Source organism: Gracilibacillus alcaliphilus, from assembly GCF_016909015.1.
GTDB classification, from domain to species: Bacteria; Bacillota; Bacilli; order Bacillales; family Amphibacillaceae; genus Gracilibacillus; species Gracilibacillus alcaliphilus.
On the sequence record NZ_JAFBFA010000003.1, the window covers coordinates 1 to 23,645 of the forward strand.

Consider the following 23,645-nt stretch of genomic DNA (forward strand, 5'->3'; position numbering starts at 1 on the left):
CATGAAAATGACCGTTGTTTGCCTGGATTAAGCTTTATTTCCAGTGATTTTATGGAAATTGGGTCATTTTCACTCTTGAAATTCCGAGAGTCTATTTTGATAAACAAACCCAAGTTGATTGGTCACTGGATTTGTATAGGTTCTACATTTTATTTGATATAATTTACTAATGGTTTCAGGGGTCAGCACCTCTTCCGGTGTTCCTTCTGCATATATTGCTCCCTCATGAATGGCATAGATATAATCACAATATTGAGCTGCCATCTCCAAATCATGCAAGGCTGCCAGCACTCCTATATTTAATGCTTTTACACATTGCAGTATTTCTAATTGATAGCGAATATCTAAGTGGTTTGTCGGCTCATCCAAGATCATAAATTCTGGCTGTTGGGCAATCGTACGCGCCAAAATTGTACGCTGCTTCTCACCGCCAGACAGGGAAAGATAGCTTCGATCTTTATATGCTAATAGATTAGTCCGTCTTAATGCTTCTTCCACTATTTCCATATCTGTCTGATTATCCACTTCTAGCAGTTTTTTATGAGGAGTTCTTCCCAATAACACCATTTGATGGACAGTTAAATCAAAATGCATTTCATTGAATTGCCCAACTACTCCTAATCGTTGAGAGATTTTCTTTTGCGGAGCATGCAGTAAATTCATATCATCTAAGTGCACAGAACCTTTATGTGGCAGGATACTTTTATAGATACTTTTTAATAATGTTGATTTTCCGCAGCCATTAGGACCAATTAAGCCAACAAACTTTTGATTCTCAACTAACAGAGATATATTTTTGACGATATCTTTTTTTCCAAGCTTCGTCTCTAACTGCTCCACTACTAATTGCATATACTACCCTCCAAAGTTATAACCTCGTTTTACGATCATGTAGATAAATAATGGTGATCCAATAACAGATGTTAGAATACCGATCGGCAATTCCACATTCTCTACTAAGATACGTGATAATACATCTGCCCACATTAAGAATAGACCTCCTAATAAAAGCGCAGATGGCATTAAACGCTTATGATCAGAGCCAAACAACCCCCGGCAAATATGTGGAATAATTAAACCTACAAAGCCAATCATTCCTGAATAGGCAACCATCGTTCCAGCAATCAATGCGGCAATAATCATGTATAACTTGCGAAATAAACTTAAATTAATGCCTAAGGTAACCGCTGATTCATCCCCTAACAGCATTGTGTTTAATATCCGGTGTTGAAAAAGGAAAAGAGCACAGCCTGCGGCCACGGTGATGGCCAAAATCGGAACCTTGCTCCAACTTGAGGAAGCCAAACTACCCATTGTCCAGAACGTTACATTTTTAATACCTTCTGCATCATTGGCAAAGAAAATAATTAAACTTGATAAAGAGCCACATAAGGCACCAATCACAACTCCTGATAAGACCAACTTGATAGAAGTTACTTTTCCTCCAATACTAGAAAGGAGCAGAACTAAAGCCGAAGTAATGATTGCCCCGACAAACGCACCAAAGGCTACACCCAATTGTGCTAAGATTGCCCCGCTGCCAAATCCAACTAGAATAGCAAAGGTAGCTCCTAATGAAGCACCAGATGAGATCCCCAGTATATATGGGTCGGCTAATGGATTCTGAACGATAGCTTGCATGACTACCCCACATAAAGAAAGCCCCATTCCAATTAATAAGGCGAAGATGACCCGAGGCATCCGCACTTGCATAATGATGTTTGTATATGAATCACTCTCCACCTGGTCCAAAGATCCAAAATGACCATTCGTGATAGTATGTAGTACAATCTGCCTCGATTGTTGAAACGGGATCTGAACCTGTCCGATGGAAACGGAATATACTGCTGTAATTGCAATACCACAGAAAAGGCAGATCATAATCAATACATAAGATGTTCTATTTCCACCTATCCTGCTCTGTTGTTCATTATTCAACTGTTCACCTCCTCTTTTTAATTGATAATGAGAATCATTTTCATTATAGAGGATGGATTTATATTTTGCAATCTATATTTATATATTTTTTCTGCAAAATGCGGAAATTTTCTGAATTTTCGTTCTATATAGGATAATGAGGAGGTATTCCTGATAGTAAAAAAAGCGGATTGATGCAAGTAGGCAAATGGTTAGTTTGTGAACGGGGTATGGTTATGATTTTGATCTAGTGAGGCTTTAATCTGTGAGTAAAATGGGCAAATTTAAAGAAAGATTGGAAATCGTAGTATAATGATAGAGTGGGCTTACATAAATGAATAATTGGATAGATCTATTTTGTGCTAACCTTAGGCAAACATAAAATACTAGGAAGGTTGGCACCTCACTAAAAGATGGAAACAGCTATCGTGGAGGCAAGTGGAATAGATGGAAGCGGTTAGCACTTTTTATATTTTCAAGTCTTGGTGCGCAAAGGGTTATGATGAGCGCTGTCACATCCTTGTGTGATGTGTGGATTGAAATACATTATGTTCCAAACCACGTATAAAATCGTAACGGTCACACCCTTTATGAAGGCCATACATAGTACAAGTTACAACTCTTTAAAAGTAATGCCAGAATTAGCAACTTCCATACTTTACTACTACGAATTAGTCTCAATCTTATTGCTCAATTTGCAGCGGTAGCCTTAATTAAACACCATGGCAAATAGCCCTAATCAGCGTTAACCTCTAATCAAAGGCAACTCTGTTAAGGCTATTAAACTGATTTTTTAGCAGAATAAGCTGATACCACTTATCTAAATGCCCTTTTTCAAAAACCGTTATTTAAGGTTCCAATAATAATTTCCAAATTAACTTTACCAACAGTTGATTAATAAATCGGTACTGGCTGTTGATCATCAGTGGGTGCTTTAGGCCCTTGAGAAGTATAGTAATCTTGATAATGAACCGTTTGTACATCTAATTTCTAAAGATTTTATATTCCTTTTTGGATAAGCATCTAAAAAGATAAGTTCTCCTTTTTGTTGATTATCAGTAACATTTCCTCCTGTACCAAAACACCTCAAAAAGAAATCTGAATCTGCTATCACCCTTTCCTTATCCTCCATTATATTTCTCATGGAATAACAACATATCTGATAATTCCTTTTACTGCACTGATTTAATCTACGAAACCATCTAGAAATTTACTCGCATCACTATTGAATTTCCACATTACACCAAATTTGTCGATTAACATTCCAAAACTTGCTGACCATGGTGTAGAAGATATCGGCATAATCACAGTACCACCTTCCGAAAGCTTTTCGAAACATTGTCTATTCATTTCTGGAACAGCATCAATAATACTGATTAAGACGGTATTACCTGTTGTGATTTCGCCTGCCGTAGCTTGCATAAAAGGCGGAACATCAGAGATCATTAAAATATTCCCTGAAAACTCAATACGAGATTCCATAATCATGTTTTGTTCTTCTACCGTTAATGGGGCATTTGGATCTTGAGCAAAAGCACCAAATCTCACCATTTTTACATTTGTTGCTTGTAATGACTTTTCATAAAAGGCTAACGCTTCTTCTGCTCTTCCATCAAATTGTAGATAAGATATTGCTTTCATAACTTTACTCCTCCTTTTCATATTTGAAGTATAATAGGACATAGGCGACAACATCATGTCGTATACGGGAGGGGAATATGAAAAAAATTGAACGACTTATCTCGATAGTGATGATCTTGTTACAAAAAGAAGTTGTTTCGGCATCAGAATTTAGTCGACTTTTTAATGTAACGAAACGAACAATTCAACGCGATATGGAAGCACTAAGTTATGCAAACATCCCAATTTATGCGGAATACGGTGCTAAAGGGGGGTATGCGCTAATGGAAGGTTATAAATTTGATAAACGATTACTAAATCACAAGGATATTGAAAATATACTCGTAGCTTTAGGTGGTTTTGAAGGACTGATTACGAATCAAGAGATTCAAACGACTATTCAAAAAATCAAAGGAATGGCCAGCAAAGATATTTTCCCAAAACTTGGTGTATCTTTTTATGATTGGGTTGGAAGAAGTCAGATTAAGGAAGAAATTTTATTTATCAAGAAGGCAATTGAGAATAATTTGTTATTAAGGTTTGAGTATGTAGACCAAAAAGGAAACATAACTTATAGAGTCGTAGAACCCTATAAATTACATTTAAGTGAAATGCATTGGTATCTTATTGGTTATAGTTTAGAACGCGAAGACTATCGAACGTTTAAATTGACGAGAATAATAAATATCCAAAAAGACGGTTTTTTTGTCCCAAGGCCTGAAATGGAATTTAAGGATGAAAAAAAACACAATGTACAACAAAATTTGGTTACTGTACAACTATCGATAGATGTTGCTGTAAGGGATCAATTTATCGAGAGATACGGAAAAAATGCCGTTACAAAAGTAAATACAAGAAGTTACCTTGCGACAATTGAATTGCCTGAGAATCAATTTTCCTACCAATTTATAGCCGGATTTGGTAATAAAGTTAAAATTATGAAGCCAAAAGGTTTTGTTTCTAAATATTTGAACTTTCTTGAGGAAGCAATGAAGCTGTACAAATAAAATGTTTATAGGTCAGCTTTGAAGATTCCTGATGGATAGGGTTTGTCAAATAAAGTGTGTAAGTTCCCATTCACTTAAGGTACTTTAACACTCTATCTTTCAGTTCATCAGAAGTAGAAGGTGGTTCATAACCATTGCCCTGTTTTGGATATGGCCACCTTCCCAGTTGGATTCCTTACCCTTCCTTTATTTAATTCTGTCCAATTACTTATTTTCTTTCTTGGAGAAAGCCTTTGAGCCGGTTCAATATCTGATATTTCCTCTTTATACCATCAATAATCCAACCAAAGCATAATGCTTCCGTGACTTCAGTTTGTTCATTCAGGCTTACCATTCCTTAACAATACCTTGTCGTATTTGAATTTTTCTCAAGCCAACCTCTCAATTCCTGTCTTATCTTAACTCTAATTAAATTCTTAATCTCCATTTTTGAGTATATCCTTTCTAATTCAATATGAGTGATTTCGCACCAATGTTATTGGAATCCAGACCTTTACCAAAGAAGATGAAACACCTGCTATAATATGTAAGAAATAATTAAGTATCTTATAAAAAATACATATACCCATATTTAAAGTGCTAATGTTTGTATTAAGCGATCGAACGCTTTTGTTGAACAAAGAGCCATCTCGAATCGTCTGCTAAACTGCTGCGATAGTTAAACAATTGATAACCATAGAATAACGCAAACGCTTGGATCATTATCCAAGCGTTTTTTAGTAATATGCCGTATCCCTACTCATACAGTTATACCGTACCTCTCTTCTTAACAGCTATCCAAATCTCACTGTACACATTATCAAGGTCTGTATAATCTTCGATATACGATATTTCTGGTGCTTCCACTAACTGATAGTCAGAAGCGGGCAGCCACTCTGAGGCAATCTTCGCCCATGTTTCCTGAAGTTTTTTGGGGAATTCACCTTGAGAGGAAAAAATCGCCCAAGTCTGACTTGGCACCTCTAATACATCCACGTCTTCAAACAGATCTTCCTCCGTTGTAAGCATGCCGATCATATGATCTAGCAACCCTGCTTCCTGCATTCGATCACTATCAAAATTATAAGAAGCATTTATCACTTTTTTTGGTTCGATATTGGCATGCCGATGCATAACTTCCCACTGCTTATCAGTAATGCTTTTTGCCAATTGTTCAATTTCTGGGTTGACTCCTTCAAACTGAACTGGCACCCGTTTACTAACACCAATGACCTTAAACGCTTCTTTCTCTACGATTTTATAATCCATATTTATTCCTCCTTGAATCGTTAATTGGAAGGTAAGTTTTGGAAATGTCCGCAACCGCTGTCTTTGTTGCTGTTTAACTTCAGAAGGGCTGAATCCTGCCCATTCGCGAAAAGCACGCGAAAACCCATCGACAGAATCATAACCATACTTAAAGGCTGTGTCAGTGACACTTACACCTTCACGTAATAAATCAAAAGCAGCATTTGACAGCCGGCGATTGCGAATATAAGCTGTCAGTGTCATACCTGATAAAAAGGTAAATAATCTGCGGAAATGGTAAATGGATGTCCCAGTGATTTTCTCTAATTCTCGTTCCTCTATCTCTTTATCCAGATGTTCTTCGATATACTGCATGGCTTGATTCATTCCTTTCAACATTTCCATCCCCTCCTTCCGTTGATTCCAGTATAGCTGGTATAAGCAGCCAGCACCCGACCAAAAATGAATGACTTTCATCGGGTAAATAATTTTCACATCAATAACTAGTTAACAACACCTTCCCCTTGCGCTGATCAGAAACAACTGCAAGTGCTTGATGTATATCTGCTAGATCATAGGAAGCTTTTACTGACATAAGTGTTAAGTGCTGGTTTTCAACCAAATGAATGATTTGTTGAAAAGTCTGCTGCCATGTTTCATTAGAAACTTGATCGTTCCAATGCCTTAGATGAAAAATATCAGCATGAAAATTGGCATGTAATCCCTGCCAATTAATTGAAGAATCGGATAATAAACCAATATTGATAAATTGACCGCCTGAACGCACACAGGCTGCCAGCTCCTCACCAGCCTGTCCCCCAATGGAATCGATAGCTGCGTTGGCACCCAGACCATTGGTCAGATCTATGACTGTTTGGTAGAGAGAATGTCTGGAGGTATCTATAACCGCACTTGCGCCAAGTTCTAACAGGTTTTGTGTATGTTGGCTGTTTCTGGTCACTGCAATGAGACGAAAGCCTAAAATGTTTGATAGCTGGGCATAAATATGACCAATTGCGGACCCGCCAGCATTGATCAACAGGATCTGACCTTGCCTTAATCGCAGTTTTTCCACACTTGTCACCCATGCCGTAATGGGATTGATATAAAGTTGGGCAGCAATTATATCAGGGATCTCATCCGGCACAATCACAATCAACTCTACTGGCACGTTGACAAAATCCTGCCATGTGCCTTCCCCGCGCAATGGTAATACGCGTTTTCCTATCAGTGTTTTGCTAACGGCTGATCCGACATCTTCCACTATCCCTACCCCTTCATAACCGAGCGTGAAAGGCAGTAATATTCGATTGGCATAGCTGCCGTGGACCGGGATCATATCAGAGGGGTTAATTGGCCGAGCCAGCATTCGAACTAATACTTCGGTCGCTTTTGGCGGTTCAATCTCCCGTGGCTCTATCTGTAATACCTTCATAGGTTCACCAAATTTATAACAACAAATAGCTCGATTTTGCAAAATAGCATGTCCTTTCCGTTAAGTTCTTGCTTCTATTATAACGAAAAAAAATCGCAAATAAAAAACCAAAGAAATATCTCTGGTTTTTTACTTTATCTATTATTCTACTGCTCTGCCTCTTCTTTGCATATACCACATCATAACAGCTGCACCAATAAGCAATACTCCTGCTAGCAATAGATTATATTGATCTGTCGCTGTCTGTGGTAAGAGACCAAAATACTTTTCATCTTGCTTATCTGTAGTATCACGCTGGTTATTATCTCCAGCTGCTGTTTCATTATCATTATCATCGTCATTTCCAGACTCCTTAGGTCCAGGCGTCTCTTCTTTTTGCTTATCATCTGTTCCATTTGACGTTTTATTGTCTTTCGGATCACCCGATCCATCTGAAGGCTTTGGATCTTCTGGATCTTCAGGAATTGGAGTTTCTGCATGAGCAAACACACCATAATTAGAAAAGTGTGACACAACTAAACTCACTTCTTGTGCTTCTGAATCCACTGTACCCTTTTGATTTTCCCATGTACCTGTAACCTCATTGAAGTAATAGATGTTTACTTCACCTGTGGTATTGTTATCATACCCCATAATCAGCTGATAACTGCCTTGATAATCCTCAAACCCGCTTGGAAATGTAAAGGAGAAATCCAAGACATCGCCAATTTGACTGAGATTTTCTGCCTTTGCAAGTAGTTCCTCATCTGTCACAGTTACCGTAAGGGTTGTACCATCTGGAAGGTCATTCGGTAATAATAATCTTACTTCTGTTCCGGCAATATAGATCCATTGCCCTTTATTTACAGCCATTTCTTCGCCTAAATTAATCTCTAACTCGCTTGGAGCAGGTTCTGGGCCTGGCGTTGGCTCTGGATCCGGTGTTGGCTCTGGGCCTGGTGTCGGCTCTGGGTCAGGCGTTGGCTCTGGATCCGGTGTTGGCTCTGGGTCAGGCGTTGGTTCTGGGTCCGGTGTTGGCTCTGGATCAGGTGTTGGTTCTGTTACTTCTGGGAATGACTCACTTATTCTACCCATAAATGCATCCGCCATCACACGATAACCTGCTTCATTTGGATGGATATCTGCCGGATTAGGGAGGTATGCCTCGTGCTTCCCTGCAAACAGATCAAAAGTAGGGACAAAGGTTGCTCCTGTTGCCGTTGCAGCTGCTTGATTCGCATCGTTTAAACCAGCTAATAATGGTACCGTGTACGTTTGTAGCTCTGGTGATAAATAAGGTAAAGCATTATAATAGCCTAGTACATACACTTGCGCCTCTGGATTTGCTTGTTTCACTGCCGCAACTATTTGACCTGTATTTTGGCCAGTAGCTTCTAGCTTGCTCGGAAGGCTTGCAAGCATTTGCTGTACTTCTTGTGCATTTGCTACTAAACTATCAATGTGCCTTATCCGCTCATCGTATTCACTGACTTTAATCGAGGCATCATCGATCATAATTTTTGCTGTATCTATCTGTTCTTTAGCGCTTGTGTTCAATGTTCCTGCTGTCGCTATACTATCTGCTATTTCAGGGAAAAGAGCTGCATAATTATCCATTTCTGTTGCAAGCACTGTGATAGCTTGATTAATTCTGTCTAAATCCCCTGATACAGCTCCTAGCTCATCGGATATAGTACGTAATAACTCCCTAGAGTTGTCCTCATCAATTAGAAAGTCTTCTTTTGTCTTTTGTATATTATTTTCTATATTTCCCATGTTTTCTTGTACGCTTGCTAAATTGCTTGTAACAGACACAATTGCTTCTTTCACACCATCTGGTAACAATGCCTCAAACGGTGCTATTTGTTCTGCTAATTCACTGACTATTATGTTCACAGCATGTATATTTCCAGCAGCCTCATTAATTGATTCCTCTGCCAGTCCTATAGCAGTCTCAATTTCTAGGTTAGCACCACTTGCAACGTCATTTTTCATTTCAGCTACAGACTCTGGGTTCAAATAAGCAGGGTCAAATAAGGCAACCTTTGACATATCCACTTCTCTCAAGAGGTCATTTGCCCCAGCACTAACCGTGACAATATCCGCTTCCGCTAACTCCAGTGCATTTAGCTGTGCCAGCACTTCTGCTGAAGTTGCGCCAGATACACCTTTGTTATAAAAATTCACATCATATCCTTTAGCTTCTAAATCATTCACAATGTTACCTGCATAACCAATCCCAATTTGTCCATTTGATAATTGCCCTGCTGCCAAAGAATCACCTAATGAGACATAATTAAGTCCCTCCTTTTGCACGCCAGTCTTTGCTAACGTTGTCATCGGTGCCCATACAAGTAACAGCACTAACATGACTAGCCATACTCGTGACTTCCTCCTAATCTTTCGCAAATACATTCATCCTTTCTATTTTTTATACTCTCATTTACAGAGCTGCTTAAGATAGTGTGCTCCGCAATTGGAATCAGGTAAAGGTAGCATAGAAAAACACGATACATATGTAATCTTTAAATGAATTACTCGTATGTTGCTGCTTTACTAGAATATATCTATTCTAACGAAGTCTCTCTTCCCTTGAATACTGAGGAATGTTAATAGTTTTATCATTTTTTTGCTAACACACCTCTGTTTATATGGAGATTTCAGCCAGACAATAAAAAAAGAGTCTGCTCTCTCTCCTTATGTACACTCTTATTTATGATACCTGTTTTCCAATTCATTGTGATCAACCCTTTCTACAAAAAAAGCAAAAAGGTGGAGCAGGGAGGTGGAGGTTTTTTTGTAACATCCTGCTTTTAAATTAAAAGTAAGGGTAGAAAGATAAGTTGGATTGGCCTCCAGCTTCTTTTTCTTTGCACCAAAAAACCACCCTTATTACAAGGGTGGAAAACGATCGAAAAGCTATTGACAGATGCAATAAACAGTTTTAAGGCTGGCAGCTGCGGGATGTTAGTTCATCCCTCCCGACTCCTTTCTTATTCAAACAGCTTTACGTTGAAAATATAAATAACCACCGAAGAAAAATACAATAAAGCTGCCGCCTACAACCATTAACAGCTGCTCCCAAGGGATAAAAAAGAAATTGTCCCCCTCACCGCCAATATTCATCATCAAAAATGGCTGTCCCCATGGATAATAAGGACCGAACCGCTCGGAATTAATCACTAATAAGGAAGGCAATGTAAAAATGACATTAATCGAAAATGGTGCCGCAAAATTTTTAAAAATCATCGACATCCATAACTGTAAGGCCACAAGCGGAGACGTTGCTACCCAGCCGCCCAAAATACTCCTCCAGACAATTTCCCAAGGGAAGGGATCTGTAATACCTTGAATGGCGCCTAATATTAACATAGACCCTAAATAGAGTAATTGCATGGTAAGAACAAGGAACAATACCAAAATATATTTGGTCAAGTAAACCTTCCCTCTTGTCACAGGTAATGCTAATAACTGTTTCCATCCCCCTTCCTGATGTTCATAGCGGCAAATAAAGCCTGCTACTACTCCAGTAATTAAAGGCAAGAAAAGTAAAGCATAGGTTGCATTTGCCATCACCAGCTTTATTATCCATTGATTTGCTTCCCCTATATCCCCCATGCTGATTTGTCCGAGAAATAAACCAATTAATGGCGGGATAAATAACAGCCAGATTACCCACGATTTTCTTAATTTATACCATTCCGATCTCATAATAGATAACATTTATTTAACATCCCTTCGTTTAAAATCCGTCATGCCGATGAGATAGATGGCCAGTCCCATTGCAATCCCCATTAACCCATTAAGATAAGGCTGATCCCATTGATTATCCAAACTCGGCCATTTCCAAATCACCCAATCCGGCAAGTACATAGCAGAATAGGCAAAGATCACACTGATCACTCCCACTGTAGTAGGAATTGCTTGATTTGTGCAGACTGTCGCCAGCCAAAGCTGCAATCCCAACACTGGTAAGGAAGCAAAAAAAGGCAGCAGGCTGTACTGGATGATTTGCAGATAAGGAATATCTTCTCCCAAACCTAATGTTAACCCATAAAAATACGTCATTAGCAGCAGAATAATCGATGACACAAATAACAGACAGCTAATCATCGTGAATTTGGATAAATACACTTCCCGCTTGGACACCGGCAAGGCAATTAATTGCTTCCAGGCATTTGTTTCATCTTCAATACTCGCCATAAAAGAGGTCAAAATAACAATTCCTAATATGATAGCAAGTGGTGTGAAGGCACTAACATTACCAATATACTGCTGCCAATGATCATCTGTCAGTGAGAATAAATAGTCTTTTCGGACACCATAATTGACCATCTGCAAAGCTACCACACCGATTGGTCCAATAAAAGTTAACAGCCAGAGGCCTTTACGTCTGATTTTCAAAAAGTCAACCGCCAGTAACCGAAGGATCATCTTATTTGTTCCTCCTTTGTCATCTCTAAAAAGATATTCTCTAAAGATCGCTTCTCTTCTTCCACCCGATAGATGGCAAAGCCTTGCTCTACAAGATATTGGACGATAGAGGCCACCTCTTCATCAGCAGTTGTCTGGATTGCGACACTATTTTCCTTTATATCTGCCTTTTGCCCATATACAAGCAAGGCTTGATGTACTGCCTTAGGATCATTCACTCTTAAATGAATCGAGGCTTGAGCAATTCGCCGCATCGCTTCGATCGAATCTTGAAAAATCATCTTCCCTTTAGATATCACACCAACTGTTGTAGCCATTTGGTCAACTTCAGATAGTAAATGACTGGAAATCACCACTGTTATGCCATATTTCTCAGGTAATTGCTTGATGAGCTTACGCATTTCAATAATACCGGAAGGGTCTAACCCATTAGTAGGTTCATCTAAAATTAACAGTTCTGGCTGATGTAACAAAGCAGCAGCAATTCCTAAGCGCTGCTTCATCCCTAGCGAAAAGCCTTTTACTTTTTTATTAGCAGCATCTTGAAGGCGGACCAGTTTCAACACTTCTTTCATCCTTGCCCGTGGTACATCGACAATTTTTCGAATCGCTTCTAGATTCTCGTAAGCTGTTAAATGTGGATAATAAGATGGATTCTCCACTAATGATCCAACACGTTTTAAAATAGCAATGCGGTTATTTTTTAAATCCTTGCCAAACAAATGTACCGAACCAGAACTAGGCCGCATTAACCCCAGCAGCATCCGAATAGTCGTCGTCTTGCCCGCCCCATTTGGTCCCAGAAAACCATAGATTTCTCCTTTGGGTATTCGGATTTCCACCCCATCTACAGCCTTCTCTTTTCCGAATTGTTTTGTTAATTGATTGGTTTCTACAATATATTCCATCCTAATCACCTCTACCTTCATCATAGAGGGGCAAAGTTAAAATGAGGTAGGTGGTTTGTTTAAAATTCGTTTAAAAAAGAGACAGGCAAAGCCTGTCTCATGATCTATTCATAGCTGTATCTAGTATACTCTGGTACACTCTATTCCACTTGTGATAATAATTAGTTACCTCCTTTGGACTAATCAATATCCTCTCACTAGATTCGTAATCGGCTTTAAATGGATGGAATTGATTAATATCCATGCGGTAAAATATCTGATATCCCAATTTTGGATAAAGACCTTTCGGATCCCACAGAGGATTGTCTGCATGGTCAACCTCAATATAGCCGAGCAGAGAACAATCACCGGTAACGTAAGCTTCTTCATATGCCTCGCGTTTGAAACATTCTTCCGGTGTTTCCCCTGATTCAAGATGCCCGCCAGGCATATCCCATCCTCGTTCGTTTAAATGGACAAAAAGAAGCTGTTCCTCTTTGAAACACATGCCGTGAACACTAGTAATCAGTTGTTTAGACGGCAATTTTTTTGCCATCTTCCATGTTAATTTTACTTTTGCCTCTCCCCAATAGGTATAGATGGTAGTCATTTTTTCCTCCTTGCCACGATGATAACCACGTGAGAATTTCATCTGTTGTTTTTATGAAAATCACCCGCTTTGGTCTTATTTTTCAATAATTAAATTATACTTGAAATGGGTTGATAAAGTGAAACTTCGTTCAGTGGGGTTTCGACGCATAGGATATGCTAGTGCAAATCACTTCGATGGGATGAGTAATCGCAATCCCAGACGTTGCGACACGACGTCGCGAACTTAGTCTGTTTCCTCTCTCCACCACTGAACCCTTAGTTGAACCAATCGGGCCGTTATTGGTTGTTGGATCTCCCACTTAGACATGACGTATTCCCTTATTGCTTGAAGTGGGAGTCTTACGACGCACAGGATGTGTTAGTGCCGACAATGCCACAGGACGTGGTGTTGTTGTCGGCCAGCCAGTTACACTGCGATAAATTATCTTCGGGTCTCTACTTTGTTAAACCTATTTAGGTTATTAACTTAACTGGTAATTTCGTTTCAAATGGCATCGACTCCAACTTACCTTTTTCAACTATTTCAACAAGTGCTTTTATAGATGTTTCCGCTACTAACTGAACAGGCTGCTGAATTGTTTTTAAGTTTGGCAATAATAATCGAGTAGTTGACGCACCATCATAACCGACTATTATTATATCCTTTCCTTTTCTATTAGCCGCTTCTAATAGTGTAGAAGCCATTAGATCATCACTCGTAAACACACCATCCACATCTGGATGTTCTGCAAAAAGCCTCTCAATAACATCTAATTGAATTTTTTGACTAAACACATCTTTAATTTCATAAGTAATAGGTACTCTTCCAGCTTTAGTTATTACATCCTCATAAGCTTTTCTTCTTAAGTTAGCTGGGGTTTCTAAATCTAATGGGCCATTAAAATGTACAATTTTTCTGCAGCCTTTTTCTAGTAAATAGTTGGTTGCCAGTTGACCGCCGCCATAATTATCGGATCCAACAATGGGGATTTTATCAGACAAATACTGGTCAATAGCCACTATTGGTAAATTATATTGTTCCTGATTATCCACTAAGCCGCGGTTATGTGTGGCAACAATTACGCCATCCACTTGATTACGCACTAGCATTTCCCAATATTTCTTTTCCTTATCTACCCTATTTAAACTATTGCATAATAACACTTTATAACCCAGATCTGCACAGATATTCTCCATATGAAAAACCAATTCACCAAAATATGGATTATTAATTGTTGGAATAATTATTCCAAATAGGTTAGTCCGCTTACTAAATAAAGAACGTGCTAGATCATTAGGAAAGTAATTGATATCCTTCATTGCCTTATAAACATTCTCTCTAGTTTTCTCACTAATGTAACCTCTATTATTAAGCACTCTCGAGACAGTGGCAGGCGATACACCTGCCACTTTAGCGACATCTTTTATTTTGGGTTTCATATCCACACTTCCTTAATTGCTTGAGCCTTTTTAACAAACATACGAACAACAGAATTGAATAAGCAATATTTTTTTGAATTTCGAGATTTTGTAGTAAATGATAAGATAAAGATTTCCTTCAGCATGGTCTAGCAAATGGATAACAGCCTAATAAAAATGCACATGGAACGGGATGACATAAGTAGGCTTAATGAATCCAAACTCTCAACATAAAGGGGGAGTTTCCCATTTTCACTGCTAATTAGTCTTGTTATCGACATTATATATACACTGTCTATAGTATAGCATAATTGATAATGATTAAGTATGAGAAATGGTGGTCTATTTTCAAGATCTGCTGGTTATCAACTGCAATTCCCTTTAATCATTATCTCTCAGCGCTTATTAGGAGCAGACAATGAAAAAAACAACAGATGAAAGAGGTAACTTCCTCCATACATCTGCTGTTAACATTACACACCTCTATAAACTTTTACCTCATATAGCTTTAGCATAAAAACAGGACAAGCAGTGTTTCTGACTGTTTATCATTACTAATCAACATCGTTTCTGCCTGAAAAGAAACATCATTTGGCAAATGGAGTTCAATAGACTGCTTACTAAAATTCGTAATAACTAGCAGTTTCTCTTTCTCGTAATAGCGTAAATAAAGATAATTCTGATAAACGCTCTTTTACTTAAGCGATCCTCTCATCACTCCGCCGATAATCCATTTCTGTGCAAAAATGTAGATAATAATCATTGGCAGCATCGCCATTAAATAAGAAGCAAAAGCTAGGTTATAGTCGGTGCTAAATTGACCTTGGAAGGCGTACTGTACTAATGGCAAAGTGTATTGGTTTGTATCGCCCAAAATAACGAGCGGCAGCATAAAGTCGTTCCAAGCAAATAATGCCGTTAAGATGGCTACTGTAGCATGCATAGGCTTCATAATTGGGAAAATAATTTTCCAGAATACTTGCCACGTTGTTGCCCCATCAATATGAGCGGCCTCTTCTAACTGAATTGGGATCGACTTCAGAAAGCCTACATACACAAACACATTAAAGGCCAGCTGCATAACCACATTAAGAAAAGCCAAGCCGATTAAGTTATCCATCCCTAACATGCTCGTCTGTTTTACAATCGGCAGCATAATAATTGGAAACGGGATAAACATCGCACTAATAAAATAAAAATAGAGAAACTTATAAAATTTCTTATGCATATTTCTAGCAATTGCATAAGCCACAAGGGAGTGAGTCAGTAATACCAACACAACCGTGATAATCGTGACAATGGCACTATTGGTGAATGCCCGAAAGAAATTGGTCACCTCAATAGCTGTCAAGAAGTTGGATAACGACCAAGATTCTGGTAAAGTCAGTAAGTTGCCCGACATTTCCTGCGGTGTTTTAAACGCTATGGTTATGGTTAAATATAACGGAAAGAAAATCAAAATAGAGCCCAGAATCAATAAGAATGTTACTTTCCAATTCTTTTTTCCCATCATGTTACTTCTCCTCTCTTCGTTCAAGTACACGTAATTGAATCACAGAAATGAGCACAATCACGATAAAGTAGATAACGGCATTTGCTGATTGATAAGCAAATTCTCCGCCTTCGAAACCGCCTCGATATATCAATAATGAGATCGATTCGGTTGCTTGGCCAGGTCCTCCGCCAGTTAAGGCCATCACTTGATCGAATGCCATTAAGAAGTTTTTCATCGCCACCACCATATTGATCGTGAAGAATGGCGCAATAAGCGGGAAGGTGATTCTCCAAAACTTAGACCATGCCCCTGCCCCATCAATATCGGCTGCCTCATATAATTCATTGTCAATCGTTGATAAACCAGCCAAATATAAAAGGGTGTTAAACGCTGCTGACTGCCATACTGCCAAAATAACAACACCGATCCATGCCAAATCAGGATTCCCTAAGATATTTGTTGACAAAAACTCAATTCCTAAGGCACCGCCTAGATCAGGCAGTAAGTGTGTAAAGATAAATTTAAAGATGTAACCAACTACTAGCACACTTAATATAAATGGTAAAAAGTAAACAGCACGTAATGTTTTACGCAGCTTAATATTAGCATTTAACCCCAATGCGATTAACAGACTAACAATATTTACTAATATCGTTGCTGTAATAGCGAATTGAAAGGTAAAACCATATGCATTTAAGGCACGTCCATCCTTAAATACGTTCAAATAATTGCTAAATCCGACAAAATCCCATGTTCCATACCCTTTATAGTCTGTAAAACTATAAAATATCCCTAACAGCGCCGGGAAGGTATGAAAACTAAAAAATATAACAAATGCTGGAATAACCATCAATAGGTAGGTGCGATTTTTTTTCGCCAAGATACTCTCTCCCTTGTCATTCTTTATTAGGAAAACTTCCAGGCCGCCACCAACCTCTTTAAGAGTAGTTGGTAGCTTAGCCTGATGTTCCACGAGGAAGGATAACGAAAATCCTTCCTCTTATTTTCTTGTATTGCTCTGATAGCTTGCGTTTTCTCAATCATCCATCCGTGCATACTATCGATTAATAATTTTGTCCCATTCGGCATCTAATTTCTTTAGAGCCTGTTCTTTATCTTGTCTGATTAGGAATTCTTGTATAAGATTTTCCTCTCCCATTCCAGCCGGATAAAAATGGTCAGGGAAACTTGTTAAACGCTCTTCTTCAAAGTTTTGGTTGATCCGTTCAAATGCTGGATCATCTTGTAGCACCCCTTGAAAAGCAGAGAATGCCTTTTGATCGTCTATATAGCGCTGAGCAATCTCATGATCAGCCAAAAATTCAACAAATTTTAATGCTTCTTCTTTGTGATCAGATTCCTCATCCACCGTTAATACTACATCCACACCAGAGACTAAGTCATTTTCTTCGGCAATATTGCTGGCAGGTAAAACAAAGGTCCCTACCTCCAGATCTGGATTAACATTCAGAATATCAGGGATTGCCCAGTTACCTTGCAGATAAAATACTCCCTCTCCATTTGCAAACGCCGTATTCCCGTCATTATAATCAATACCAAAGTTATCTGGTCGGCCATACTCTAACAATTCCAATGCCTTATCTGCTACTTCGTCATAATCTTCGATAAAGCTGGCTTGGCCATCACCTTTTCGCTCGGAAAAGTCAGTTTCAACCAAGACACCTGCCAGACCATTCCATAAGGGCATCGCCGTCCAAGCTTCCTGTAAGGTAAAATTAATCGGTATTTCTCCAGCTTCTTTTGCTGTATCTAATGCCTCGATAAATTCATCCCATGTTTCCGGAATATCAATCCCAAGTTCATCGACTTTTTGTTTATTAAAAATAACCGTATTCGCATTGGTGGCATAAGGAACACCATAAACCCCTTCTACATTAGAACCAACTAATAAATGAAGGGTTTCCAAGTAAGAATCCTGTACATCCGCTAACAATTCTGAATGACTAAAGTCATGGAATATGCCAGCTTCCGCTAATTCACCATAAGTTGCGTTCCCGCCTATCGACATCACATCTGGGATTTTCCCTCTGACCAATTTGGTTTTCAACACCGTTTCTGCTTCTGGCGGAGCTTCAAATTCGATGTTAATACCCGGGTTTTGACTTTCAAATTCTTCGATCAATTCGTTGTATATCCCTATACTTTCCGATTTATTTGAAAAAAATTCTAAAGTGACTGCCCCATCTTTACCACTGTTGCTTCCACAACCCGTCAACAATAAAGAAACTCCCAGTCCCAGAGCTGCTGCTCCTTTTACTAACTTGTTCATACTAAACCCTCCACCATTCATTATTCATCATTACGTAAACGTTTACGTAATCTGCACAATCCTTTCTTTACGATAACGCCTTCACACTTTGCCTTTCCACAATTTCATGTGGAAATATGTAACTCTCTACAGGCTTATTGGTTTCCATCATCTGAAACACCAATTCAGCAGCCTTTTTACCCATTTCTACAGCAGGCTGTGACACAGTAGTGAGTGTTGGTGTACTCATTTCCGCAATTCTAAGATTATCATACCCAATAACAGATAATTGATCCGGTACAGAGATATTTCTCTGATAAGCGACAGACAACACACCTAATGCCAGTTCATCACTAGCCGCAACAACCGCTGTCATATCAGGAAATTGATTAATCAGTTGTGTAAAGCCCTGCTTACCTTCTTCAAAATTGAACCCTATCGGAACGATCCATTCCTCTTTCATTGGAATTTGATACGTATTCATCGCCTTGATAAAACCATCAATTCGCGGCTGACCAGCTATGATATCACTTCTGTTGCCACTCACCATGCCAATTTTGCGATGGCCTTTTTTAATCAAATATTCGGTGGCACTGTAAGCCGCATGACAATCATTTACTTTCACATGCGGGATAGGAAAATCTTGTGATTCCGTGGACAATAATACAACTGGTTTGTTAGTGTCATTAATGATTTGATAATGATCTTGTGTAAAGACTCCACTCGTAAAGACAATACCGTCAATCTGTTTTTCCTGTAATAATTGTAGATATTTCTGCGTTTTTTGACCTTTTGATTCTGTATGACAAACGATCACACTAGACCTATTTTCATGGGCAGCGTGTTCAATTCCTTGTATAAACTTGGACATCAGCATACTGGAAATTTCCGGTACTAAAACACCGATCGTATGGGTGCGTTTACTAATCAATCCTCGAGCTATTCCATTGGGATGATAACCTAATTCTTGTATGACCTGCAGAACCTTTTCTTCTGTTTCCTTCGTATAACCAGGCTTATTATTTAGAATTCTGGAAACCGTAGCAATCGACACATTGGCCTTTTTCGCTACATCTTTAATAGTAATAGTCATCTTCCAAGCTCCTTTTTCATGACGTAAACGTTTACGTTGATTATACTAACATGAATAGAAACGGATTTCAACAAAAAATTTGTCGGACGGTTGTATAGAATAAGAGAGCAGAAATACAGAATACACTAAGGATTCCTTGTGTTAAAATCAAAGTATTCCATACAAAAAAAGGAAAAGGAAGATCAAATGAGATATCTATTAGAATCAGAACATTTATATTTTAGAAGATTCGAGCCTTCAGATGCTTTCAAATTATACGAAAATCACTTAGAGACAGCATTGAAACAATGGGTTCCTAACGAGTTCTATGCAGACATTTCAGCAGCTGAGAATGCCATCTCTTTTTTCAATGACTGTATAAATAGAAATACATCACCATTTGTGCTGGCTATCGAATCAAAACTTGATGGAGAACTTATTGGGGACATAGGTGTTATGAAATAACAGGAAACCCTGGAGAGATAGAGATTGGCTATACTATTTGCAAAAACTATAGCGGAAAAGGTTATGCAACAGAGAGAATGACAGCTTAGAATTAAAAAAATCTTTTAGGATACACCCTTTGATATATCTATCCCTTTCTCTTTCCACAGTAAGAATGCTATTAAAAGAACACCGATCATGGTAATGAAATGTTGCAAGCTATCCTTTAATTCACCACCATATTGTGTAAGCACCAAGATTCCATCAATCAAAGGGATGATTGCAGAGACTAGTGAAAAAGCAATCAACACTTTTTTTATCCTCATAAAAACAAAAACAATGATACTTATTCCAAGTGCTAAATCTCTTGTTGCCTTCACCCGGACATATCCACTGTCTAACGGATTCAAAACTTCTAAACCAAAGGCTTTTGAGGCAGCAATAGGTTGAATAAAACCATTAATACCTAAGCCAATCAAACCACCTGCACATACAATCGTCAGCCAAAAAGACAATGATTTCGGACCCCATCGTTTTACTTTTCCAAGTTCCTCACTCACTTCCTAATCCTCCCCTTTACTTATCATGTTTAAGACAGATTGTACTGCAAGTTCCTCGGCTTGCTCTCTTGTACCATATAATCTGCCGGACATAAATAAGGATGATATTCCGTGCAATGTTCCCCATGCGGCATAGACATAATGATTAATCTCTTCATCGTTGCAATAAGGCATGTAAGATGCCAGCACTTTTTTACTAATCTCTCCTATACGCATTCCTTCTTGCCAAGTCTGTTCGACTCCAAACGGAACCCCATCCATACCATACATAATCCGATAATATGCTCCATTTTCCCAAGCAAAAGTACAATATGCTTTTCCCAGAGCTATTGCTTGTTCCTGTGGATTTGAATATTTACTGACTGCTTCTTCCAGTTGGTTAGCTAATAATTTAAAACCGTTACGTAAAAGTTCAAGGATAAGATGTTCTTTGTTTTCAAACAACTCATAAACTTTTGTCGTACTGTACTCAATTTCACTAGCAATTTTCCTTATGCTCACATTTGACCATCCGTCAGATTCAGCAATATGTAAAGCTGTTTTAAGAACTTCCCCTCTTAAACGAATTTGCTCTCGCTCAAATCTACTTACCATAAACTAACTCCCCTTTATTCAAGAAATTTCATCCCTTCTTGAATAACACTGTTTTTTTTATAACATAGTTATATACTATATTTATTTTTAAGTTTTGTAAAGACAAAAAATAAATATAGGAAAGGCTTCGGAATAACGAGGCTGTTGCACAATGGGAACTACATGGTGCGACACTCTCTCTTTATTAAGTGTATGACTTATTTTTTTCATATGGTTGAAAAAGGAGGCTGTCAAGCCATCTATTTCTGTTGGTACCTATAGCTACTCGACCTTTTCAAATCCTAAGGTGTGGGTTTTTGATCAATTGGTGAGGTTATCATCTTATCTGTTTAAGCTTTAAGGAACTGGCTTTCGCTAAGATGTCGGGGTCTACTTAGCTGTTTAAGCCCCAAGGAATCAGCCTTCGCTAAGATGCCAGAGTATCTTATCTTTTCAAGCCCCAAGGAGCCATCTTTTTAACCAGCTACTAAGGCTATTCTTTTCATGATGATTCTATCAAACATTGGCATCAACACAAATAAGAATTAAAAAAGGGATATTGCTTTTACACAACGTCCCTCATTTCCCTCAACTTTCTCTTGTGGAATTTTGGCGGAGAACCTATTGATTTTTAGTTGTTTTATCCATTTTACGCACCATCAAAATGCCGTCAAATCAACATTTTCACTCCAAATATCCTTAGTGAATTATTCCCCTTCTACTAATGCCTTCAAATTAGCAAGCGACATCTCATAGCCTTCCATATTAATGATGACCTTCGTACCGTTATTTTCTGGAACTAACTCAAAAGAAATCAATGTCTCGTCTGCATCCATCTGGAAGGAAAAAAGCTGATTAGGAATTATATCCACAATGGTCAAGGACATACGCAACGGTTCCTCTAAATGATTATGCCCACTTGGCATTAATGTAAAATACATTGTTTCTCCCATTTGCAGCTTGGGAATTTCCCATGGAGAGCCAGGTGCATACCACTGTGTCAATTCTTTTTCATTTGTCACCGCATGCCAAACTTTTTGTATATCGCTGTTAATCACAATGGTACTTTCGCCCATTTTTTCTCCTCCTTGAACGTCAAAGTTCATGAGATATTTCAGAATAGCATTTATTCAATCGCAATATAGATTTCCACTTGTCCATCTGTCGGACCGCTCTCTTTGCCATAATACTCAAAATCTCCTGTAAAAGTCCGTTGATTTCCTGTTTGTCGTGACCATTCCCAAATAGCAGCCCATGTACGCTGAACCATTTCTATAATCGGGCCTTTTTCTGTTACAAAGACGGCATACTTAGCAGCTGGTACAGTGAATGTCTGAATACCCTCCCCTTCTTGAATGGAAGAGACATCATCTACCTGGACACTTACCATGATTTCATATAACCCAGTGTCATCTGTCTCGTAATTAAAATAGCAGCTATAGAAACCTGCTTCCTCTATATTAACACCTAATTTCCCAGCAATATTTTGTCCGAAAAACTGGTCAAATAATGCGCCAATCTTTCCTGCTCCAGCTTGTTCTGCTTCATTTGCAGTAACCGCACTTACACCTGCCAATGTAAAGGAAGGACGCTCCTCAATGCGAGTTGGCTGGATGATTGGCTGTGTTCCCTTTTGTTGGTTTGTTTTTTCTTGGTTCATAACTATCCTGCTCCTTTTCTTTAGAATAGCTATAGTATAAACCAGCTAACTTGACAACTATTTGTCAGGTTTTATTTAGTTTTTTAAAAAAAGATCTATTATGGATGATATATAGCAGCAATTTGTGCGGCACGTTTGGCAATAATTTCTCGTACATGTAACGGTTCAATTACTTCCACATAAGGCCCAAAGCCTAGAATAAACCCATACAGCCATTCATCTTCCGGGTATTGCTTACGTACTTGCCAGCCGCCGGTTTCTGTCACAATCAGTTCCTCCACTCCGAACCAATCTTCCGCCAAATGACGGGCCTCTTCTTGGAACTGCAGTACAATGGTAGTTGTTTCGGAAGAAGTGCCTTGACCCTTAGCTGCTATATTTTGGCTGGAAGGAACTTGACGACGAGTAAATACTTGTTCCTCATTGATCAGTAGATCCTTTATTCTATTTAACTTAAATAAGCGAAATTGTTCTTTTTCTAAACAATAAGCTTGCAGATACCACTGCTTTCCTTTTAGGATCAAGGTATGCGGTTCTGCACTTCGTTTGGTAACCTTCCCTTGCGCGTCAGAATAAACAAAGGTGACGATCACCTCTTGATCGATAGCCCCTTTTAGTAAATCCAGCTTGGCTTGCAGCCGTTCCTGGCCATCCCATGGTGAGTAATCGATCAGCACACGATTGGTCTTATCTTGAAAAGATTCCGCTTCATTTGGGAGCACAACACTATTCATCTTTTCCATTAACTGCTTATGATGTACTTCCCCATAAGAAGTGGATATACTGCGTAAGGCCGTCACAATCGAAGCCAATTCATCATTGGTTAAAATATTTCGATCTAACCGATAGCCTTCTGCCAGACTAATCCCGCCATTTGCGCCCTGATAAGTAACAATCGGAATACCTGCCATATTAATCGTCTCTACATCACGATAGATCGTTCGTATCGACACTTCAAAACGTTCTGCCAATTCCTTTGCTTGTACCATCCGGCGATTTAACAGCAAAATAATAATCGATAATAACCGTTCTAGTTTCAATGTAAATACCGCCTTT

23 protein-coding genes and 1 pseudogene are annotated in these 23,645 nt (G+C 38.7%); 2 read left to right on the forward strand and 22 right to left on the reverse strand.

The window, feature by feature from the left end:
- Positions 1-69: 69 nt before the first annotated feature.
- From JOD18_RS03000 to JOD18_RS03015, 4 genes are all read right to left on the reverse strand, one after another.
- Positions 70-852, reverse strand: coding sequence for an ABC transporter ATP-binding protein (locus JOD18_RS03000; RefSeq protein ID WP_204667461.1), 783 nt, complete (start codon positions 850-852; stop codon positions 70-72).
- A 3-nt stretch (positions 853-855) separates the two neighbouring features.
- A complete protein-coding gene (locus JOD18_RS03005) occupies positions 856-1,881 on the reverse strand; it encodes a FecCD family ABC transporter permease (protein WP_204667665.1) in 1,026 nt (341 codons plus the stop codon).
- A gap of 970 nt (positions 1,882-2,851) precedes the next feature.
- Positions 2,852-3,049, reverse strand: a complete 198-nt coding sequence (locus tag JOD18_RS03010) for a hypothetical protein (RefSeq protein ID WP_204667462.1) — start codon at positions 3,047-3,049, stop codon at positions 2,852-2,854.
- 53 nt (positions 3,050-3,102) lie between these two features.
- Positions 3,103-3,558: a VOC family protein gene (locus tag JOD18_RS03015; protein ID WP_204667463.1), complete on the reverse strand. Its 456-nt coding sequence runs from the start codon at positions 3,556-3,558 to the stop codon at positions 3,103-3,105.
- A 77-nt stretch (positions 3,559-3,635) separates the two neighbouring features.
- On the opposite strand from JOD18_RS03015, the gene JOD18_RS03020 reads away from it, so the two are divergent.
- A complete protein-coding gene (locus JOD18_RS03020) occupies positions 3,636-4,544 on the forward strand; it encodes a helix-turn-helix transcriptional regulator (RefSeq protein WP_204667464.1) in 909 nt (302 codons plus the stop codon).
- A gap of 747 nt (positions 4,545-5,291) precedes the next feature.
- On the opposite strand, the gene JOD18_RS03025 is transcribed toward JOD18_RS03020, so the two are convergent.
- The 13 genes and pseudogenes from JOD18_RS03025 to JOD18_RS03085 form a co-directional block, all read right to left on the reverse strand.
- The gene (locus JOD18_RS03025) at positions 5,292-6,170 is read right to left on the reverse strand and encodes an AraC family transcriptional regulator (protein ID WP_204667465.1); all 879 of its coding nucleotides are present in this window, start codon (positions 6,168-6,170) and stop codon (positions 5,292-5,294) included.
- A gap of 97 nt (positions 6,171-6,267) precedes the next feature.
- Entirely contained in the window at positions 6,268-7,248 is a 981-nt protein-coding gene (locus JOD18_RS03030; protein ID WP_420827779.1) for a zinc-dependent alcohol dehydrogenase family protein, read from the reverse strand.
- 99 nt (positions 7,249-7,347) lie between these two features.
- Entirely contained in the window at positions 7,348-9,594 is a 2,247-nt protein-coding gene (locus tag JOD18_RS03035; protein ID WP_204667466.1) for an SGNH/GDSL hydrolase family protein, read from the reverse strand.
- Positions 9,595-10,182: 588 nt separating this feature from the next.
- Positions 10,183-10,908: an ABC transporter permease gene (locus JOD18_RS03040; protein WP_204667467.1), complete on the reverse strand. Its 726-nt coding sequence runs from the start codon at positions 10,906-10,908 to the stop codon at positions 10,183-10,185.
- Complete coding sequence (locus JOD18_RS03045) at positions 10,909-11,619, reverse strand: ABC transporter permease (protein ID WP_204667468.1); 711 nt, start codon at positions 11,617-11,619, stop codon at positions 10,909-10,911. It lies immediately after the preceding gene.
- Positions 11,616-12,527 (reverse strand): ABC transporter ATP-binding protein, encoded by a 912-nt coding sequence (locus tag JOD18_RS03050; RefSeq protein WP_204667469.1) that lies wholly within the window; start codon positions 12,525-12,527, stop codon positions 11,616-11,618. The genes JOD18_RS03045 and JOD18_RS03050 overlap by 4 nt, the downstream gene beginning before the upstream one ends.
- A gap of 97 nt (positions 12,528-12,624) precedes the next feature.
- Positions 12,625-13,116, reverse strand: coding sequence for an NUDIX hydrolase (locus JOD18_RS03055; protein ID WP_204667470.1), 492 nt, complete (start codon positions 13,114-13,116; stop codon positions 12,625-12,627).
- Between the two features lie 455 nt (positions 13,117-13,571).
- Complete coding sequence (locus tag JOD18_RS03060; RefSeq protein WP_204667471.1) at positions 13,572-14,537, reverse strand: LacI family DNA-binding transcriptional regulator; 966 nt, start codon at positions 14,535-14,537, stop codon at positions 13,572-13,574.
- Between the two features lie 487 nt (positions 14,538-15,024).
- Positions 15,025-15,180: pseudogene (locus JOD18_RS24945) on the reverse strand (hypothetical protein); the annotation flags it as partial.
- A gap of 30 nt (positions 15,181-15,210) precedes the next feature.
- Positions 15,211-16,029: a carbohydrate ABC transporter permease gene (locus JOD18_RS03070; RefSeq protein ID WP_204667472.1), complete on the reverse strand. Its 819-nt coding sequence runs from the start codon at positions 16,027-16,029 to the stop codon at positions 15,211-15,213.
- Position 16,030: 1 nt separating this feature from the next.
- Positions 16,031-16,891 (reverse strand): carbohydrate ABC transporter permease, encoded by an 861-nt coding sequence (locus JOD18_RS03075; protein WP_239587893.1) that lies wholly within the window; start codon positions 16,889-16,891, stop codon positions 16,031-16,033.
- Positions 16,892-17,068: 177 nt separating this feature from the next.
- The gene (locus tag JOD18_RS03080) at positions 17,069-18,301 is read right to left on the reverse strand and encodes an ABC transporter substrate-binding protein (RefSeq protein ID WP_204667473.1); all 1,233 of its coding nucleotides are present in this window, start codon (positions 18,299-18,301) and stop codon (positions 17,069-17,071) included.
- A 67-nt stretch (positions 18,302-18,368) separates the two neighbouring features.
- Entirely contained in the window at positions 18,369-19,373 is a 1,005-nt protein-coding gene (locus JOD18_RS03085) for a LacI family DNA-binding transcriptional regulator (protein ID WP_204667474.1), read from the reverse strand.
- Between the two features lie 186 nt (positions 19,374-19,559).
- Here JOD18_RS03085 and JOD18_RS03090 point away from each other — a divergent pair, with 186 nt between their 5' ends.
- Complete coding sequence (locus tag JOD18_RS03090; protein ID WP_204667475.1) at positions 19,560-19,817, forward strand: GNAT family N-acetyltransferase; 258 nt, start codon at positions 19,560-19,562, stop codon at positions 19,815-19,817.
- A 104-nt stretch (positions 19,818-19,921) separates the two neighbouring features.
- On the opposite strand, the gene JOD18_RS03095 is transcribed toward JOD18_RS03090, so the two are convergent.
- The 5 genes from JOD18_RS03095 to JOD18_RS03115 form a co-directional block, all read right to left on the reverse strand.
- Positions 19,922-20,356: a DUF4267 domain-containing protein gene (locus JOD18_RS03095; RefSeq protein WP_204667476.1), complete on the reverse strand. Its 435-nt coding sequence runs from the start codon at positions 20,354-20,356 to the stop codon at positions 19,922-19,924.
- A gap of 3 nt (positions 20,357-20,359) precedes the next feature.
- Positions 20,360-20,950, reverse strand: a complete 591-nt coding sequence (locus tag JOD18_RS03100; RefSeq protein WP_204667477.1) for a TetR/AcrR family transcriptional regulator — start codon at positions 20,948-20,950, stop codon at positions 20,360-20,362.
- Between the two features lie 686 nt (positions 20,951-21,636).
- Complete coding sequence (locus JOD18_RS03105; RefSeq protein WP_204667478.1) at positions 21,637-22,005, reverse strand: SRPBCC family protein; 369 nt, start codon at positions 22,003-22,005, stop codon at positions 21,637-21,639.
- A gap of 50 nt (positions 22,006-22,055) precedes the next feature.
- Positions 22,056-22,589: a GyrI-like domain-containing protein gene (locus JOD18_RS03110; RefSeq protein WP_204667479.1), complete on the reverse strand. Its 534-nt coding sequence runs from the start codon at positions 22,587-22,589 to the stop codon at positions 22,056-22,058.
- A gap of 98 nt (positions 22,590-22,687) precedes the next feature.
- Positions 22,688-23,629 carry a helix-turn-helix transcriptional regulator gene (locus JOD18_RS03115; protein ID WP_204667480.1) on the reverse strand — a complete coding sequence of 314 codons (942 nt, stop codon included), beginning with the start codon at positions 23,627-23,629 and terminating at the stop codon, positions 22,688-22,690.
- Between the last annotated feature and the right edge of the window lie 16 nt (positions 23,630-23,645).

Bases quoted from the DNA above. Each gene is read 5' to 3' on its own strand.
- JOD18_RS03000 (WP_204667461.1), bottom strand. From the start codon at position 852: ATGCAATTAGTAGTGGAGCAGTTAGAGACGAAGCTTGGAAAAAAAGAT.
- JOD18_RS03005 (WP_204667665.1), bottom strand. From the start codon at position 1,881: ATGATCTGCCTTTTCTGTGGTATTGCAATTACAGCAGTATATTCCGTT.
- JOD18_RS03010 (WP_204667462.1), bottom strand. From the start codon at position 3,049: ATGGAGGATAAGGAAAGGGTGATAGCAGATTCAGATTTCTTTTTGAGG.
- JOD18_RS03015 (WP_204667463.1), bottom strand. From the start codon at position 3,558: ATGAAAGCAATATCTTATCTACAATTTGATGGAAGAGCAGAAGAAGCG.
- JOD18_RS03020 (WP_204667464.1), top strand. From the start codon at position 3,636: ATGAAAAAAATTGAACGACTTATCTCGATAGTGATGATCTTGTTACAA.
- JOD18_RS03025 (WP_204667465.1), bottom strand. From the start codon at position 6,170: ATGTTGAAAGGAATGAATCAAGCCATGCAGTATATCGAAGAACATCTG.
- JOD18_RS03040 (WP_204667467.1), bottom strand. From the start codon at position 10,908: ATGTTATCTATTATGAGATCGGAATGGTATAAATTAAGAAAATCGTGG.
- JOD18_RS03045 (WP_204667468.1), bottom strand. From the start codon at position 11,619: ATGATCCTTCGGTTACTGGCGGTTGACTTTTTGAAAATCAGACGTAAA.
- JOD18_RS03050 (WP_204667469.1), bottom strand. From the start codon at position 12,527: ATGGAATATATTGTAGAAACCAATCAATTAACAAAACAATTCGGAAAA.
- JOD18_RS03055 (WP_204667470.1), bottom strand. From the start codon at position 13,116: ATGACTACCATCTATACCTATTGGGGAGAGGCAAAAGTAAAATTAACA.
- JOD18_RS03060 (WP_204667471.1), bottom strand. From the start codon at position 14,537: ATGAAACCCAAAATAAAAGATGTCGCTAAAGTGGCAGGTGTATCGCCT.
- JOD18_RS03070 (WP_204667472.1), bottom strand. From the start codon at position 16,029: ATGATGGGAAAAAAGAATTGGAAAGTAACATTCTTATTGATTCTGGGC.
- JOD18_RS03080 (WP_204667473.1), bottom strand. From the start codon at position 18,301: ATGAACAAGTTAGTAAAAGGAGCAGCAGCTCTGGGACTGGGAGTTTCT.
- JOD18_RS03085 (WP_204667474.1), bottom strand. From the start codon at position 19,373: ATGACTATTACTATTAAAGATGTAGCGAAAAAGGCCAATGTGTCGATT.
- JOD18_RS03090 (WP_204667475.1), top strand. From the start codon at position 19,560: ATGAGATATCTATTAGAATCAGAACATTTATATTTTAGAAGATTCGAG.
- JOD18_RS03100 (WP_204667477.1), bottom strand. From the start codon at position 20,950: ATGGTAAGTAGATTTGAGCGAGAGCAAATTCGTTTAAGAGGGGAAGTT.
- JOD18_RS03105 (WP_204667478.1), bottom strand. From the start codon at position 22,005: ATGGGCGAAAGTACCATTGTGATTAACAGCGATATACAAAAAGTTTGG.
- JOD18_RS03110 (WP_204667479.1), bottom strand. From the start codon at position 22,589: ATGAACCAAGAAAAAACAAACCAACAAAAGGGAACACAGCCAATCATC.